Annotated in this window: 14 protein-coding genes and 1 tRNA gene; 7 read left to right on the top strand and 8 right to left on the bottom strand. The window is 64.2% G+C overall.

Annotated elements, in window-relative coordinates; translation table 11 throughout:
* Position 1 precedes the first annotated feature (1 nt).
* Positions 2 to 2,242, top strand: coding sequence for a molybdopterin cofactor-binding domain-containing protein (locus ACGYLO_RS05535; RefSeq protein ID WP_271687988.1), 2,241 nt, complete (start codon positions 2 to 4; stop codon positions 2,240 to 2,242).
* Positions 2,239 to 2,820 carry a hypothetical protein gene (locus tag ACGYLO_RS05530; protein ID WP_271687986.1) on the top strand — a complete coding sequence of 194 codons (582 nt, stop codon included), beginning with the start codon at positions 2,239 to 2,241 and terminating at the stop codon, positions 2,818 to 2,820. The genes ACGYLO_RS05535 and ACGYLO_RS05530 overlap by 4 nt, the downstream gene beginning before the upstream one ends.
* Here the strand turns inward: ACGYLO_RS05530 and ACGYLO_RS05525 are convergent.
* Positions 2,811 to 3,752 (bottom strand): YihY/virulence factor BrkB family protein, encoded by a 942-nt coding sequence (locus ACGYLO_RS05525; protein ID WP_067267703.1) that lies wholly within the window; start codon positions 3,750 to 3,752, stop codon positions 2,811 to 2,813. The two genes, ACGYLO_RS05530 and ACGYLO_RS05525, sit on opposite strands and share 10 nt — an antisense overlap.
* 168 nt (positions 3,753 to 3,920) lie before the next feature.
* On the opposite strand from ACGYLO_RS05525, the gene ACGYLO_RS05520 reads away from it, so the two are divergent.
* The 5 genes from ACGYLO_RS05520 (at position 3,921) to ACGYLO_RS05500 (ending at position 8,742) form a co-directional block, all read left to right on the top strand.
* A tRNA-Gly gene (locus ACGYLO_RS05520) sits at positions 3,921 to 3,994 on the top strand.
* Between the two features lie 154 nt (positions 3,995 to 4,148).
* Positions 4,149 to 5,960, top strand: coding sequence for an ABC transporter transmembrane domain-containing protein (locus ACGYLO_RS05515; RefSeq protein WP_271687985.1), 1,812 nt, complete (start codon positions 4,149 to 4,151; stop codon positions 5,958 to 5,960).
* 148 nt (positions 5,961 to 6,108) lie between these two features.
* Positions 6,109 to 7,989: an acyl-CoA synthetase gene (locus tag ACGYLO_RS05510; RefSeq protein WP_271687984.1), complete on the top strand. Its 1,881-nt coding sequence runs from the start codon at positions 6,109 to 6,111 to the stop codon at positions 7,987 to 7,989.
* Positions 7,990 to 8,249: 260 nt separating this feature from the next.
* A complete protein-coding gene (locus ACGYLO_RS05505; RefSeq protein WP_271687983.1) occupies positions 8,250 to 8,492 on the top strand; it encodes a DUF1127 domain-containing protein in 243 nt (80 codons plus the stop codon).
* Complete coding sequence (locus ACGYLO_RS05500) at positions 8,482 to 8,742, top strand: hypothetical protein (RefSeq protein WP_271687982.1); 261 nt, start codon at positions 8,482 to 8,484, stop codon at positions 8,740 to 8,742. The genes ACGYLO_RS05505 and ACGYLO_RS05500 overlap by 11 nt, the downstream gene beginning before the upstream one ends.
* Positions 8,743 to 8,933: 191 nt before the next feature.
* On the opposite strand, the gene dtd is transcribed toward ACGYLO_RS05500, so the two are convergent.
* The 7 genes from dtd to ACGYLO_RS05465 all read right to left on the bottom strand — a co-directional run bounded on the left by dtd (position 8,934) and on the right by ACGYLO_RS05465 (position 15,529).
* Positions 8,934 to 9,380 carry a D-aminoacyl-tRNA deacylase gene (gene dtd, locus ACGYLO_RS05495; RefSeq protein ID WP_271687981.1) on the bottom strand — a complete coding sequence of 149 codons (447 nt, stop codon included), beginning with the start codon at positions 9,378 to 9,380 and terminating at the stop codon, positions 8,934 to 8,936.
* A 1-nt stretch (position 9,381) separates the two neighbouring features.
* The gene (locus ACGYLO_RS05490) at positions 9,382 to 10,059 is read right to left on the bottom strand and encodes a nitroreductase (RefSeq protein WP_271687979.1); all 678 of its coding nucleotides are present in this window, start codon (positions 10,057 to 10,059) and stop codon (positions 9,382 to 9,384) included.
* Positions 10,056 to 11,168 carry a TFIIB-type zinc finger domain-containing protein gene (locus ACGYLO_RS05485; RefSeq protein ID WP_271687977.1) on the bottom strand — a complete coding sequence of 371 codons (1,113 nt, stop codon included), beginning with the start codon at positions 11,166 to 11,168 and terminating at the stop codon, positions 10,056 to 10,058. Before ACGYLO_RS05485 ends, ACGYLO_RS05490 begins: the two co-directional genes overlap by 4 nt.
* 108 nt (positions 11,169 to 11,276) lie before the next feature.
* Positions 11,277 to 12,398 (bottom strand): SPFH domain-containing protein, encoded by a 1,122-nt coding sequence (locus tag ACGYLO_RS05480; protein ID WP_271687976.1) that lies wholly within the window; start codon positions 12,396 to 12,398, stop codon positions 11,277 to 11,279.
* 35 nt (positions 12,399 to 12,433) lie between these two features.
* Entirely contained in the window at positions 12,434 to 13,396 is a 963-nt protein-coding gene (locus ACGYLO_RS05475) for a DUF2927 domain-containing protein (protein WP_271687975.1), read from the bottom strand.
* A 22-nt stretch (positions 13,397 to 13,418) separates the two neighbouring features.
* Positions 13,419 to 14,615: a toxic anion resistance protein gene (locus tag ACGYLO_RS05470; RefSeq protein WP_271687974.1), complete on the bottom strand. Its 1,197-nt coding sequence runs from the start codon at positions 14,613 to 14,615 to the stop codon at positions 13,419 to 13,421.
* Complete coding sequence (locus ACGYLO_RS05465; protein WP_271687973.1) at positions 14,615 to 15,529, bottom strand: 5-bromo-4-chloroindolyl phosphate hydrolysis family protein; 915 nt, start codon at positions 15,527 to 15,529, stop codon at positions 14,615 to 14,617. Before ACGYLO_RS05465 ends, ACGYLO_RS05470 begins: the two co-directional genes overlap by 1 nt.
* Between the last annotated feature and the right edge of the window lies 1 nt (position 15,530).

Raw genomic sequence — 15,530 nt, 5'->3', positions numbered from 1 at the left:
CATGTCGCGCCTGCGCACCATCACCCGCCGCAGTTTCATCGTCGGCTCCGCCGCCATTGCCGGGGGCGTGGCCTTTGGCACCTACCTGTACAAACGCGACCTGAAGAACCCGTTGCTCGCTGGTCTGCCACCCGGCGCGGCGGCGATCACGCCTTACGTCAAGATCGACGCGAGCGGCGTCACCCTGATCACCCCGCGCGCCGATGTGGGGCAGGGGGCCTATTCGATCCAAGCCCATATGATCGCCGAGGAATTGGATGTCGACCTCGACACGGTGCAGATCACGCCCGGGCCGCCCTCGCCGGTCTATTACAACGGCGTGGTCGGGGTTGAGGCGATGCCGATCGCCGCGACCTCGGAAACGCTGCTGGCGCGGACCGGGCGCGGCGCCTCGGATGTGGCGGGAAAGCTGCTCGGCCTGCAATTGACCGGCGGCAGTTCGACCGTGCCGGATATGTACGACCGGCTGCGCATGGCCGGGGCCGTGGCCCGCGAAACGCTGCTGGCCGCCGCCGTGGCGCAGACAGGGCTAGAGCGGAGCCAAATCAAGACCGAGGCGGGCGCGGTGGTGCTGCCCGACGGCATGCGGCTGGCCTATCAAGACCTCGCCGCAGCCGCGGCGGAGATCGACCCGGTGACCGAGGTCACGCTGCGCGACCCCGGCGCGTGGCGGCACCTTGGCAAGACGCAGATGCGCACCGATATCATGGCCAAATCCACTGGCACCCAGACCTATGGCATCGATATGATGATGGAGGGGATGCTTCACGCCACGACCCGCACCAACCCGGCGCAGGGCGGGGCGATCATGGGCTTTGACGCGGGCCGCGCCGAAAAGATGCGCGGCGTGAAGGCGGTCTTGCCCATCACCGGCGGTGTCGCGGTGGTGGCAGACAACACCTGGCGGGCCTTTCAGGCCGCGCAGGCGGTGAAATGTGATTGGGGCCCGTCGCCCTATATCGGCGACACGGCGGATCAATTCAAAGCCGTGGCGGCCTCCTTCACCGATGACCGGCAGGACAGCCGGTTTCGCGATGACGGCGATGTCACCGCAGCACTGGCCGATGGGGAGGTGTTGGAGGCCGAGTACCGCATCCCCTATCTGGCCCATGCCCCGCTGGAGCCGATGAGCGTGGTGGTGAAGCTGGAGAAGGCCCGCGTCGATATCTGGACCGGCACGCAGATCCCGCGTTTCATGCAGGCCAATGTCGCCGCGCTTACCGGGATCGACGCTGAGAATGTGCATATCCATGTGCTGATGTCAGGCGGCAGTTTCGGGCGGCGGCTTGAGGATGACTATACCCTGCGCGCCGTCGAAGTGGCGATGCAACTGCCCGGCACGCCGATCAAGATGGTCTGGTCGCGCGAGGAGGATTTCACCCATGACTTCCCCCGCCCGCTGGCCATGGCGCGGGCGCGGGGCAAAGTCTCGGAGGGGCAGATCGCGGCCTATGATCTGGCCATCGCGGCACCTTCGACGGCAGAATCGCAGATGGCGCGGTTGAACCAGCCGGTCTTCGGCCCCGACATCGCCATCGTGGCGGGCGCGTGGGATCAGCCCTTCGCGATCCCCGATTACCGCGTGACCGGCCACCGGGTGCCCGCAATGGTGCCGGTCAGCTCTTGGCGGTCGGTTGGGGCATCGGGCAACGGCTTCCTGCACGAAAGCTTCATGGATGAGATGTGCCATGCGGCGGGTGTCGACCCTTTGGAGGAACGGTTGCGCCTTTGCACCCATGCGCCCTCGCGCAAGGTGTTGAAGGCTGTGGGCGAAATGTCGGATTGGGGTGCGGACCTCGGGCCGGGGCGGGGCCGCGGGCTGGCCTTTTGCCTGTCCTTCGGCGTGCCGGTGGCCGAGGTGGTCGAGGTCAGCCAGACCGACGCGGGCCTCAAGATCGACCGCGTTTTCGTTGCCGCCGAAGTGGGCCGCGTGATGGATCCGGTGAACTTCGAGGCGCAACTCTCCGGCGCGGTGATCTGGGGTTTGGGCCATGCGATGAACTGCGAACTGACCTATCGCGACGGGGTGCCGCAGCAGGACAATTACCACCTCTACGAAGGGTTGCGGCTGTATCAGACGCCGAAGATCGAGGTGCGCGGGCTGGAGAATGGCGGCAAGCTGCGCGGCATTGGCGAGCCGGGCGTGCCGCCCGCCGCGCCTGCGCTGGCCAATGCAATCTTTGCCGCCACGGGCCAGCGGGTCCGTGAACTTCCCCTCTCCAAATCCGTGGATTTCGCATGAGATATCTATCGACCTGCGCAGCCCTCATGCTGGCCGTCCCCGCCTTTGCGCAGGAGGCGCCCGATCGCGCCGAGGGGCTGGCCGCTTGGGATCGGATTTTCACCGTCACCGCGCATCCGCGTTGCACCAATTGCCATGTCGGCGAAGAGGGTCAGCCGATGTGGCAGGGCTTGGGCTATGGGCCGGAGGCGGAGCACGGCATGAATGTGCGCGCGGGCGAGAGCCGGATCGGGGCCGAGAGCATCCCTTGCGACGCCTGCCACGTCACCTCTGCCGCCGCGAACACCGTGCCCCATGCCCCGCCGCATATCGACGATGCTTGGCGGCTGCCGCCGGTGGAATTGGCGTGGTTCGGCAAGTCCTCAGCCGAGGTCTGCATCCAGTTGCGCGACCCTGAGACCAATGACGGCCATGACATCGCCTCTCTGGTCGACCACCTGCAAAACTCGGCCTTCGTGAACTGGGGTTTCGCCCCCGGCGCGGGGCGATCGGTGCCCGAAGGGACGCTCGATGCGCTGGTGCATGACATGACGGTCTGGGGCGCTGCGGGCACGCCCTGCGCAGGGGATCAGGGCTGATCGCTCATCGCGCGGGCCAATCTGCGGATGCGCAACGCGCGGTTCAACTCACCGCCAAAAATCAGCACCAGTGCGGCAAGATACATGAAGTAAAGTGCCGCAATGATCCCCGCCATGCCCGCGTAATAGCTGGCATAGGTGCCAAAGCTGCGCAGGTAGGATGAGAACAGCACCGCCAGCACCGTCCAAGCAGCGGCGGTGGCGACAACCCCGGGCCAGATGTTGTTAAACCGCGTCCGCCGTGCGGGCAGGATCACATGGGCCGCAAAAAGCGCGACCAGCAGGATCGTGGCCGAGGCGGGAAAACGGACCAGCCCCACGGTAACCGAGCGCGGATCGAAACCCGGCATCAACATATGCAGCCAAGACCCGGCCCGGGGGGCGAGCACCAACAGATAGCCCACGATCACGAGGATCAGGCTCGCCAGCAGCACCATGGCCACCTGCACCGCGTAGATCGTAAAGACCGACCGCGTCTCGCGTAGCCCATAGGCGCGGTTCAACCCCACGCGCACCCCATCGACCCCGCCCACGGCGAACCAAACGGTCAGCAGGATACCCACGCTCAGCAGATCGCCGCGCGGCACGGTCATGACCTTTTCCACCTCCGACACGATCGGCTCGATCAGGGCAGGGGGGACGATGGCGATCAGGAAATGGATCAGGTCGTCGGCCATCGACCGGTCGCCGACAAAGGCAGTGAGCGAACTGGTGAAGATCAGAAACGGAAAAATCGCCAGCAGCGCGCGAAAGGCCACATTTCCGGCCATCCCGAAAGCATCATCGCTCCACAGCCGCAGCACCGCCTCGTGCAGGACGGCCCGCACCACCCGCAGCCCGGTGCCGTGAAACAGATCCTCGGGGTCCTCGCTGAGAACACCGTGGGTCATGACGACCTCGCGCTTTTGGTCTTGGGCTGGTCTGGCGTCCATTCCAATGCCTCGTTTTCATCCCGTGAGGCTAAGCTAGTGCCCCTTGGGCCGGGCTGCCACCTTGATGACGGGCCAGTGGCAAGAGCAGGCTCATGTGATTGATCTTGCCAAAGGGGCATCGCTCCACTTGACGCTCAGGGAGCGATAAAATAGGAGAGGAGCCGTAGCGCGGGCGTTGTGTAATGGTAAGACCTCAGCCTTCCAAGCTGATGATACGGGTTCGATTCCCGTCGCCCGCTCCACTCTTTCCCCGAAGCTTTCATGACCGCCGCCGCGCGGGATAGATGCGCCCGCCGCTGTCTGTCGGGGGCGGCAGATTGTCCTTATCGGGGCGGTCTTGCTTGACCCCGCCCAGCCCCCGCGCCATGACCGATGTGGAAAGACAAAGGAAAGCCCATGGCACGCACCCCAGCCCCCGCACCAAGCGCCAAAGACGAACGCGAAAAGTCGCGGCGGATCGGGGCTTTGGCGGCGCTGATGCCCTTCATGGCGCCCTATCGCTGGCTGATGGCCGCCGCCGGGGCGGCACTGGTGCTGACCGCGATGATCTCGCTCACCTTGCCCTTGGCGGTCCGGCGGGTGATCGACAATTTCGGCACGGGGGAGAGCGAATTGCTCGATCTCTATTTCATCGCCGCTTTGTTGATCGCGGGGCTGCTCGCCCTTGGTACCGGGCTGCGCTATGCGCTGGTGACACGGCTGGGCGAACGGGTGGTGGCCGATATCCGGCGCGCGGTGTTCGACCGTGTCGTGGGCATGAGCCCCGCCTTTTATGAGCGTATCGTGACCGGTGAAGTGCTGAGCCGGATCACCACCGACACGACGCTGATCCTCTCGGTGATCGGCTCTTCGGTCTCGATCGCGCTGCGCAACCTGCTGATCTTTGTGGGCGGCTTGGGGCTGATGCTGCTGACCTCGGCCAAACTGACCGGGCTGGTGCTGCTGATCGTGCCCGCCGTGGTGATCCCCATCCTGACGCTGGGCCGCCGCCTGCGGGTGCTGAGCCGCGAGAACCAAGACTGGATCGCGGCGAGTTCCGGCAACGCCTCTGAAACGCTGGGCGCGGTCCAGACGGTGCAGGCGTTTACCCATGAAGCGGCGAGCCGGGGCCAATTCGCGCAGATGACCGAAGCCTCTTTCGATGCCGCGCAGCGCCGGATCAAAACCCGCGCCGTGATGACGATGATCGTGATCTTTCTGGTCTTCGCGGGGGTGGTGGGCGTGCTGTGGATCGGCGCGCGCGACGTGCGGGCGGATGTGATGAGCGCGGGCGCGCTGGTGCAATTCGTGATCTACGCGGTCATGGTCGCGGGCGCGGTCGCTGCCCTGTCAGAGATCTGGGGCGAGTTGCAGCGCGCCGCGGGCGCCACGGAGCGGCTGATCGACCTGTTGCAAAGCGAGGATACGGTGCAAGACCCGGCGCCCGCAAGCCAGAGCAGCCTGCCGCAGCCTGTCGCGGGCCGGATCGCATTTGAGAACGTGCAGTTCACCTATCCGGCGCGCCCCGATGTGGCGGCGCTTGATGGTGTCGACCTTGAGATCAACCCCGGCGAGACGGTGGCCTTTGTCGGCCCCTCGGGCGCGGGGAAGACGACGATCATCCAGATGATCCTGCGCTTTTATGACCCGCAGTCGGGGCAGATCACCTTGGATGGGGTCGACCTGCGTGACGTGGCGCGGGACCACTTCCGCCGTTCGGTCGCGCTGGTGCCGCAAGACCCGGTGATCTTTGCCGCCACGGCGGCTGAAAACATCCGTTTCGGACGCCCCGATGCCAGTGACGCCGAGGTCGAGGAAGCCGCCCGCGCCGCCGCCGCGCATGACTTCATCACCGCGCTGCCCGATGGCTATGACAGCTATCTGGGCGAGCGCGGCGTGATGCTGTCGGGCGGGCAGAAACAACGCATCGCCATCGCCCGCGCCATCCTGCGTGACGCGCCGGTTCTGCTGCTGGACGAGGCTACTTCGGCGTTGGATTCCGAGAGCGAAGGTCTGGTGCAGGCCGCCGTCGACCGGCTGAGCGCGGATCGCACGACGCTGATCGTGGCCCACCGTCTGGCCACCGTGAAAAAGGCCGACCGCATCGTGGTGATGGAGGCCGGGCGCATCGCGGCCATCGGCACCCACGACGAATTGGTCGCCAGTGACGGGCTTTATGCGCGCCTGGCGCGGCTTCAGTTCACCGATGGGGCCGCCGCCGCGGCCTGAGCCGCCCTTGAACAGTGCAACCCCGGCGTTACGTCACCCTAGTGTGACGTTGCGTTTGTTGCCGCCGATTGCTTGCGAAACGGCGCGTTTCGCCGCAATCTGGCGCGAGGAGAATAAGCCGGAACACCGGCACAGGGGAGGAGACACCATGACATTCGCCGGGATCGAAGACCGCAATGCCATCGCGGCGGAAATGCCGTGGGAAGACCGCGACGTGGCCAAGACGCTTTACGGAATGCTGAGCAATACGGCCGCGAAATTCCCCAACCATAATGCCGTCAGCTATCAGATTTTCTCGGGCCCAAAGGACAAGGCCGAAACGCTGTCTTGGAAAGAGTTGCATGGCCGCGTGACGCAGGCGGCGAACCTCTTCCGCAGCCTCGGCGTGGGTGAGAAGGACGTGGTGGCCTATGTGCTGCCCAACTGTAACGAGACGACGATCACCCTGTTGGGCGGTGCCGTGGCCGGGATCGTGAACCCGATCAATCCGCTGCTGGACGCCGAACAGATCGGTGCCATCCTGCGCGAAGTGGGCGCCTCCGTCGTCGTCACCCTGCGGCCTTTCCCCAAAACGGATGTGGCCCAAAAGACCGCCGAAGCGGTGCGGCTTGCGCCCAAGGTGCACACGGTGCTCGAGGTCGATCTGGTGCGCTATCTCACCCCGCCGAAAAGCTGGATCGTCCCGCTGGTGCGGCCTAAGGGGATGGTGAACAACCAAGCCAAATACCTCAACTTCAACGCGGAGATCGCCAAGCAGAACACCTCGCTCAACTTTGAGGACGTGCAAGAGGATCGCGTTGCCTGCTATTTCCACACTGGCGGCACCACCGGGATGCCAAAGGTGGCGCAACACAAATATTCCGGGCTGATCTACAACGGCTGGCTGGGGCACCGCCTGCTGTTCAGCGAGCAGGACAATATCATGTGTCCGCTGCCGCTGTTCCACGTCTTTGCTTGCCATGTGATCCTGATGGCCGCCGTGTCCTCGGGCGCGCATGTGGTCTTCCCCACGCCGCAGGGCTATCGCGGGGATGGGGTGTTCGATAACTTCTGGAAGCTGGTGGAGCGGTGGAAGATCACCTTTATCATCACCGTGCCCACGGCGATTTCGGCCAAGATGCAGCGCCCGATCGATGCGGATGTCAGCACGGTGAAAACCGCCTTTTCCGGCTCCGCCCCGCTGCCGCTGGAACTCTTCCGCCGGTTTGAGAAGGCCACTGGCGTCACGCTGGTCGAAGGCTATGGTCTGACCGAGGCGACCTGCCTTGTCTCTTGCAACCCGACGGACGGCATCAAGAAGGTCGGCTCCATCGGTATCGCTTTCCCCTATTCGGACGTGCGAATCATCAAGGGCACCGTGGATGGTCCGATCGACGCGGAGACGGATGAGATTGGCGAGATCTGCGTCTCGAACCCCGGCGTCTTCTCGGGCCATACCTATGTCGAGGAAGACAAGAACAAAGACCTCTTCTACCACGGCAAATACCTGCGCACCGGCGATCTGGGCCGGATCGACAGCGATGGCTATATCTGGATCACGGGCCGGGCCAAGGACCTGATCATTCGCGGCGGGCACAACATTGACCCCGCCGAAATCGAAGAGGCGCTGCTGGGCCATGAGGCCGTCGCCTTTGCGGGTGCCATCGGCCAGCCCGACCCCCACGCGGGCGAGGTGCCCTGCGCCTTTGTCGAACTCGTCGAGGGGGCCAATGTCACCGAAGAGGAACTGTTGGCCTATGCGCGCGAACATGTCGCGGAACGCGCAGCCCAGCCCAAGCACCTCAAGATCATGGACGAGCTGCCCAAGACGGCTGTTGGCAAGATCTTCAAACCCGATCTCCGCAAGGACGCGATCACGCGGGTCTATAATGGCAGCCTTGAAAAGGCGGGCTGTGCCGCGCGGGTAACCGAGGTGGTGGACGACAAGAAGCGTGGGTTGGTCGCGCAGGTCACGATGAACGACGCGACCCATGACGAGGTGTCAAAGGTGCTCAGCGTCTACACACGCCCTTGGGAACCGGTGAGCTAATCGACTCACACAAGAAAGGGCGGCACGCCGCCGCCCGTCCCCAAATCCCCTGATTGCAGCCCCGCTGCGTTGCGCCGATGCACATTTCCTGTGTATCAGCGCAAAAATTTTAGGCTGTTTACCTGTAGTTAGCCCCCGGCCTTTCGTTTCGGGCATAGCGCCTATGCAAATTCTGCGGGTTCAAAATAGGGTCAGAGCGTACTACTTCTGCATTGCAGCATTGATAATGCACTTGCAGCATTCTGAAAGGAGTTGCGCTTATGACGATGGCAATCTCACGTGGCACTACCCTGAGCTCCGCGCTCGATGGGCTTCATCACAGCGTTGACAGCATGCGCCGTCGCGTGGCCCAGATCAAGGCCCGGCGCGCAGCTTACAACCGAACCTTCACAGAACTCAACGTACTGAGCGATCGCGAACTGTCCGATATCGGCATCGCACGGTGCGAGATCCGGCGTGTGGCGTCGGAAGAACTTTCAAAGGAACAGACCTATGAAGTATGACAACACCCTATCCGCCCCCCACGGTTTCTCCCTGCGTGATGCGACCGCTCCGGTTCTCGGTGCGCTTGGCACCGCTGCGGGCAAGGTCGGCAACCTGCTGGCGCGTGGCGTCACCCAGATGCAGATCTCGCGCATGCAGGCCGTCCTCAACAGCATGAGCGACGCACAGCTTGAGCGTGCGGGCATCGACCGCGACCAAATTCCCCAGCACGCCCAAGCGCTGGTGACCGAAGAATACGACGGTCTCTAAGACACTGCGCTTATAGACCCTCAGCCATCAATGTCGCGCCTTACGCGCTGCATTGTCAGGTGCCAGACCCCGCTCCTTCCCGGGTTGATCTGACACCGCATATTAACGGTCCTCCTCCTCCCGGACCCGTTATACCGGCCGGCAAGCTTACCTCCTCCCAAGCTTGCCGGCCCATGCTTTCCACCGAACTATCAGGGCGCCGCCGTATCGAGCCAGAGGGTCACCGGCCCGTCGTTGACCAGCGCCACGGCCATATCCGCGCCGAACCGTCCGGTCTGCACGGGGATCTCGAGCCCGGCGAGGCTGCGGGCGAAATGGGAATAGAGCGCCTCGGCCTTCTCGGGCTTCGCTGCGCCGGAAAAGCCGGGGCGGTTGCCGCGCGAGGTATCGGCGGCGAGGGTGAACTGGCTCACCACCAAGGCGCCGCCACCGGTTTGGGCTAGGCTCAGGTTCATCTTGCCGCCATCGTCCTTGAACAGCCGCAGTTTGGAGATCTTCAAGGCCAGTTTCTCGGCGGTCTCTTCGGTGTCTTCGGGCATGGCGCAGACGAGGATCAGGAGGCCGGGGCCGATCTTGCCGATAACCTCGCCCTCGACCGTGACCGAAGCCTCGGTTACCCGTTGCAGCAATGCGCGCATGTCAGTTTTTCCAATCGATAATGTCAGAGGGGGCGGCACGTTCGGTGCGAAAGGCGTTCGCGGGATGCGTCTCATCGGCATAGCCGAAGGAGATCGCGCAGAGCACCAGCCGATCCTCGGGCAACGCTAGCACTTCGCGTACCAAGGGCGCATAGGCGGCGATGGCGGCCTGCGGGATGCTGGCCACGCCAAGCGCTGTCGCGGCGAGGGTGAAGGCGGTGACGAAGCCGCCGCAGTCCATCGCGCCATAGGGGCCAAGCTCGGCCGGGGCGGTCACGATGGCCACATGCGGCGCGTCGAAAAGCGCGTAGTTGCGCAGCATCTGCGCCTGACGCGCGGCGCGGTCGGATTTGGCGATGCCCACCGCGTCGTAAAGCTGGAAGCCACAGGTGCGGCGGCGTTCGGCATAGGCCCCGGAGTAGCCCGTGGGCCATGGCAGGTCCGGCGCGACCGGGGTGTCGGCGCTGGCGGCTTCAAGGAGGGCTGCGCGAAAGGCATCGGTGCCCGCGCCGCGCGTAATGGTCACCTGCCATGGCTGCGCATTGCACCACGAGGGCACATGGCGCGCGGCGCTGACGATCTGAGTGATGCTCTCTTTGGGGACGGGATCGGGCCGAAAGGCGCGGCAGGAATAGCGCGCCTGCAAAAGGTCGGTGAACTGGTCGTAAGTCTGGGTCATTGCTGGGCCATGAAATAGCCGACGATGGCGGCGGCGATCAGCCCCAGCACCACGGCAAAGGTGATCTTGATGGCGGAATAGGGGCGTTCGCCCTGCACCTTGCCGGAATGGCCGTTCACCACGAAACGATAGGTCTTGCCGCGGTATTTATAGGCGGCAAGCCAGACCGGCAGCAGGATATGTTTGAAGGTCACATCGCTGACTTGGGTATTGATGTCATGCACCCGCTGGCGGTCGCCGCCGATGTCGAACTTCACGTCCCGCTCGATCACCCGGTCCATATGGGCGCGGGCCTGAACAAAGCCTTCCTCCAGCGTGATGCCATATGCTTCGGCCCGGAAACCGGCGAGATATTCGGGCGCATAGGGCTCCAGCGCCGAGAGGTCCCAAGGGTGCAGCGCGTCGGTGTGTTTCTTGGGCAGCGACCGGGAGGCCAGCACCAGTACGTCGTCAAAGAAGCGTGCCACCCGCCCCGAAGCGGCCCGCCAGCGGATTTTCGGCACTTGCTGCTTCACCCGCTTGCCATCGCGCATGACGGTGCGGGTGACGTAATAGACGGTTCCACGCTCCCCGCGATAGCTGGAGGCGGTCTGTGCGTCATAGGTCCAGAAGGGCACATAGATGCCCTGCATCCGGCGGCCCTTGCGGGCATATTGTTGCAGCCCGTTGGGGGCGAACCAAAGGCTGCCGAGCCAGTCTTTCATCGCGTCGCGGGCGCGTTCTTCGGGCAGGGCGAAGGGCAGCACGGCGCGGGGTTTGATATGGCGGTTGGTGCCGGTGTCGATCACCACGGGCGTCGCGCAGAAAGGGCATTCGGCGGCGTGTTTGCCGGGCTCGAATTCCACCTGCGCTGCGCAGTTGGGGCAGGTGGTGACGCGGGTCTCTTCCATCTCAGCGGCGGGCAGGGCGGCCTGCAATCCAGCGCGAAAGTCCTGTTCGGCGATGGCATGGGCGTGGCGCCCGTTGCCGTCGATCGGCTCCACATTGCCGCAGTGATCGCAGATCAGCAGCGCCTGCGCCGGGTCAAAGCGCATGTCCGACCCGCAGGTGTCGCAGGGGAAACGGTGCTCTTCAAGCGGGGCGGCGGGGGGCAGATCGGTGGCGGACATAAGGGGTGCTTTGCAAGGTCAATCGCGGCGGAGCGGATGGGGGTGGCCCGTGGACCTGAGGGGCCACGGGCGGGACGCGCGAAGGCCTTTTGCCCACGCGCCTGCGGATCAAGCCGGGGGCGGCGGCGGTGGCGGGGGCATCACGGTGAAAAGCTGCGCCAATTCGGCCACATCCTCGGCCCGCTGCCAGCCATCTTGGCCCGGCGTCCAAACCAGAGACTCGCGGGTAAGGCTGCCCTCACTCGCCTTGCGGCCCATGGCCGCCTTGGAAAACGGGCCTGAGGTCGCGCCGTCCTTGGCGATATGCCAGACCTTTTCGACCGGCGGCGGGGGTGGCGGCACCGGTGCGGCGGCGGTGGGGGCAGGGCGCGCGCCCCAAGGGCCGGCCTGCGCGGTGGCGGCTTGGGCCATGCTCATCCCCAGCCCCGCGCCGAGGCCCGTTTGCATCGCGGCCCCGCCCGCACCTTCGCGGCCAAGCGCCTCAGCCGCTTGGAATTGCATGTACTCGTTGAGGTTGCCGACCACGCCCATCGAAGTGCGTTTGTCCATCACCGCCTCGACCGCGGGCGGCAGGGAGATATTCTCGATATAAAGCTCGGGCATCGCCAGCCCGTATTCTGCAATCTGTGCGGCGATATCCTTGCCCACCAGCTGCCCCAACTCGCGCGTGTTGGCGGCCATGTCGAGCACCGGGATGCCAGAGGAGGCGAGCGTGCGCGAGAAAGCCTGAACAATGATGTTGCGGATCTGGAACGAGATTTCGTCCATGGTGAACTCACCATCGGTGCCAACAATCTCGGTCAGGAACTTCGCGGGGTCGCTCACCCGCACGGAATAGGTGCCATAGGCGCGCAGGCGCACCGGGCCAAACTCAGGGTCGCGGGCGATGATCGGGTTCTTGGTGCCCCATTTCAGGTCGTTGAAGCGGGTCGTATTGACGAAATAGATCTCGGATTTGAACGGGCTGCGAAAGCCGTGATCCCAGTGTTGCAGGGTCGTCATGATCGGCATGTTGTTGGTCTCAAGCATATAGAGACCGGGGGTGAAGACATCCGCCAACTGCCCCTCATGCACAAAAACCGCCGCTTGCCCCTCACGCACCGTCAGCTTGGCGCCGTATTTGATCTCATGACCCTCACGCTCGAACCGCCAAACCATCGTATCGCGGGTGTCGTCGGTCCAATGGATGACGTCGATGAACTGGCCAGAGAGGAAATCGAAAATACCCATGGGGATGGTCCTTATTCTTTCGTCGTAATGCTGCGTTACACCGGCCCGTCCGTCAACTCGCGCGCGATGATCCGGGTGATCGGGTTGACCTGCTCTGCCGTCATGCCGGGGCGCAGGCGCCGGTCGTAGAGCATCTTGAGCAGGAGTTCGTCGTGTTTGGTAAGCAGCGCGAATTCGTCGTCGTCGTTAAAGATCGACGGGCGCGCGGCGGGGCTATCATTGGCAAGTCCCAGACCCTGCGCCAATTCCTCATGGATGCAGGAGAGCCGCAGCAGTTCAGGATTTTCCGAGCGGATCACGGCCACAGCGGCGGTATAGACGTTGGGGTTGTCGCCCGCAGCATAGGCGGCCACGGCGCAATAGGTGTCGCGCCGCATGTTGCGCATGGCCCGCAGGGAGGATTTGCTCACGCCCGCGACCTCTTCCGCCGCTTGGGCCAGCGCATCGACGCGGTCATCTTCCGAGGCCACGACCACCATGAAATTCGGCCTGTCGCCGATTGAGACCGAATGCCCGGTCACCCGCGCCAAACGGCGGGCGAAGGCGTTGATCTTAGCGGTGTCGGATCGGCGCTGCGAGGGCGGTACGCTGTCGCCAAAGATGATCTGCATCCGCACCGGCGCATCCCAACGGCGCAGCGGGCTGGCACCGCCTTGGCCTGAAAAATTGCCGTCATATTCGTTATATAGCGCGATCTGCTCAAAGTTGCGCGCCAGCATTTCGCTGGTAAAGGGTGTGTCCTCTCCGCCCCCGTCTTGGCGCAGCAGATCTTGGCCCAACTGCGCCTTTTCGACCTGATGCAGATAGCTGCGCAGCATGGCGCTTTTTTGCGAGGTCGGTTTCGCCACCGCTGCCGGGGAAGGGGTGGCGGCGGCAGGGCGGGCCTGCGGTTTGGCGACCTTTTGCAAGACGGGCGCAGGTTCGGCGCAGGCCAAGAGCAGCGTGCTCAGCGCGAGCGCCCCTGCGGCGCGCAGATTTCTGCGCAGACGTCCTTGCATGGCCTGTTCCCTCACGTCGGTCTTAGCTTGGCACCGCGCCGCCGGTGGTATCGCCCAACCCCGTTTCGCGGGCCTTGGCGGCGGCGAGCGTGTCGCGCAGGCGGCCTTCCATCTCCTGCAACTCTTTCTCGGCATTGGCGCGTTTCGCCTTGCCCTCATCCGCGATTTGCAGGGATTCCTCAATGGTGCCGATCAGGTCTTCATTGGCCTGTTTCACCGCCTCGATGTCGAAGACGCCGCGCTCCATCTCTTGACGGATCACCTTGTTGCTGTCGCGCAGGTTCTTCGCGTTGGAGGTGAGCAATTCATTGGTCAGGTCATTGGCCTCGCGCACCGCATTTGCCGCCTCGCCGCTGCGCTGGATGGTGACGGCCTGCGCCAATTGCGTCTCCCACAGGGGCACGGTGTTGACCAAGGTCGAGTTGATCTTGGTCACAAGGCTCTTGTCATTCTCCTGCACCAGACGGATCGAGGGCAGCGATTGCATGGTGACCTGCCGCGTCAGTTTCAGATCATGCACCCGACGTTCCAGATCATCACGGGCGGCACGCAGATCGCGCAGCTCCTGCGCGCGCATCACCTGATCGTCCTCGCCCGCCTTATCCAGCGCGGTCTGTTTGGCGGGGATGGTCTTGTGATCCAACTCTTCGATCTTGGCCTCACCGGCAGAGATATAAAGCGCCAGTTCGTCGTAGAATTGCAGCGTCTTTTCATAAAGCAGGTCGAGCGATTTGATGTCTTTCAACAGCGTATGCTCATGCGCCAGCAGGTTGTCGGTGATCCGGTCGATCTGGCCCTGCACCTCTTCGAAACGGGCGGTGAACTTGGCAAAGGGCGTGGCACGGCCCAGCAGTTTCTCCCACCAGCTTTGCTTGCGCCGCACGTCCAATTCCGAGACCGAGAAGCCGCGGATCGCGCTGACCATGGTGCGCAGGCTGTCGCCCGCGGGGCCAACATCCTTGTTACGCACATCCGCCAGCATGGATTGGCTGATCTCTTGCAACTCGGCCTGCGCGGCAGAGCCGAAGCTGACGATGGACTGGGTATCGGTCACGTCGATCTCGGCCATGCGCTTTTGGATTTCCGCGCTCTGTTCGGGATCGGCTTTGTTCAGCGGCACGATGGCATTGGCATCCGCCGGTTCCGGCAAGACGGTTGCGTTCACTTCTTCCACCAACCCTTGCGATTGGGCAGCTTTGTCACGGAGGGCATCGGTCATCACTGATCTTCCTTAGTATTTGCAGGGGTGGGTTGCTCCAGTCGGACACCCTCGCGAGAGAGGCGCGCCCGCAGCACGTCGATTTCCACGTTTAAATCGCTGCGGTCGTCTAGCAGCGACTTGGCCGTGCGCGCGGCGAAGTTCTGATCCAGATCGTCCAGCAAGGCGAGGTAGTCATCGCGTGCTTGGGTGTCTTGGTTGCGGGCATAGAGGTCGGCGAATTTCACCGTCGCATCATGCGCCCCGCGCAGATAGACGACAAGGTATTTGCGAGCGGCGGTCAGGTCGCGGGGGTCTTCCTCGACGGTGCGGATCAAATGGCGGGCGGTTTCTTGAAACTCGGCCAGCCGCGCTTCGGCGCGGCGGTCGCCCGCGCGCAGGATCGCTTGGCTCATGCCCGAGAGCAGTTTTTCGGCCTCATCCACCACCCGGGCGACGCGGTCTTGCTGGAAGGTGTCGATGCCCTCCATGCCCTTGTTCTGTAGCGGGTCGATGCCGAATGCGGCGAGGTGCAGCGCAGTGGCGGCGATGCCATAGAGCAAGGCCGCGGCGAGACTGGGATCGTTGCTATAAGCGGCGAGGGCCGCGCCCGCACCGGCCAAGAGGGCCGCGATGAACTTGCGCGGCAGGACGGGGCGGCGGGCGACTTTGCGCTCGTGGTATTCCGCCTCGGCCAAAAGGCCATCGCGCAGCAACCAGACGCCCGAAGCCAGCAGGAACGCGCCACCAAGGCCTAGCACCAGCGTGCCTGCTCCCCCGATGAGCGAGGTTGCCGCCAAGAGCACCGGCGGCAGGAACATCAGGTTCACCCGACCGCCCGCCGGATCGACGCGCAGGCGCGCGGTTTTGCGCGGGGCGCTGCCGGGGGCGGCATCGGTGTCGGGGCTATATTTGCCGCCAAAGCGTTGCGCCATA

Source organism: Sulfitobacter sp. 1A13353 (assembly GCF_043557255.1).
GTDB lineage: Bacteria > Pseudomonadota > Alphaproteobacteria > Rhodobacterales > Rhodobacteraceae > Sulfitobacter > Sulfitobacter faviae.
This window is presented reverse-complemented; position numbering and strand designations above follow the sequence as displayed.

What these genes read in the sequence shown, in the direction of transcription:
- ACGYLO_RS05535 (WP_271687988.1), top strand. Translation starts at nt 2, where the DNA reads ATGTCGCGCCTGCGCACCATCACCCGCCGCAGTTTCATCGTCGGCTCC.
- ACGYLO_RS05530 (WP_271687986.1), top strand. Translation starts at nt 2,239, where the DNA reads ATGAGATATCTATCGACCTGCGCAGCCCTCATGCTGGCCGTCCCCGCC.
- ACGYLO_RS05525 (WP_067267703.1), bottom strand. Translation starts at nt 3,752, where the DNA reads ATGGACGCCAGACCAGCCCAAGACCAAAAGCGCGAGGTCGTCATGACC.
- ACGYLO_RS05515 (WP_271687985.1), top strand. Translation starts at nt 4,149, where the DNA reads ATGGCACGCACCCCAGCCCCCGCACCAAGCGCCAAAGACGAACGCGAA.
- ACGYLO_RS05510 (WP_271687984.1), top strand. Translation starts at nt 6,109, where the DNA reads ATGACATTCGCCGGGATCGAAGACCGCAATGCCATCGCGGCGGAAATG.
- ACGYLO_RS05505 (WP_271687983.1), top strand. Translation starts at nt 8,250, where the DNA reads ATGACGATGGCAATCTCACGTGGCACTACCCTGAGCTCCGCGCTCGAT.
- ACGYLO_RS05500 (WP_271687982.1), top strand. Translation starts at nt 8,482, where the DNA reads ATGAAGTATGACAACACCCTATCCGCCCCCCACGGTTTCTCCCTGCGT.
- dtd (WP_271687981.1), bottom strand. Translation starts at nt 9,380, where the DNA reads ATGCGCGCATTGCTGCAACGGGTAACCGAGGCTTCGGTCACGGTCGAG.
- ACGYLO_RS05490 (WP_271687979.1), bottom strand. Translation starts at nt 10,059, where the DNA reads ATGACCCAGACTTACGACCAGTTCACCGACCTTTTGCAGGCGCGCTAT.
- ACGYLO_RS05485 (WP_271687977.1), bottom strand. Translation starts at nt 11,168, where the DNA reads ATGTCCGCCACCGATCTGCCCCCCGCCGCCCCGCTTGAAGAGCACCGT.
- ACGYLO_RS05480 (WP_271687976.1), bottom strand. Translation starts at nt 12,398, where the DNA reads ATGGGTATTTTCGATTTCCTCTCTGGCCAGTTCATCGACGTCATCCAT.
- ACGYLO_RS05475 (WP_271687975.1), bottom strand. Translation starts at nt 13,396, where the DNA reads ATGCAAGGACGTCTGCGCAGAAATCTGCGCGCCGCAGGGGCGCTCGCG.
- ACGYLO_RS05470 (WP_271687974.1), bottom strand. Translation starts at nt 14,615, where the DNA reads ATGACCGATGCCCTCCGTGACAAAGCTGCCCAATCGCAAGGGTTGGTG.
- ACGYLO_RS05465 (WP_271687973.1), bottom strand. Translation starts at nt 15,529, where the DNA reads ATGGCGCAACGCTTTGGCGGCAAATATAGCCCCGACACCGATGCCGCC.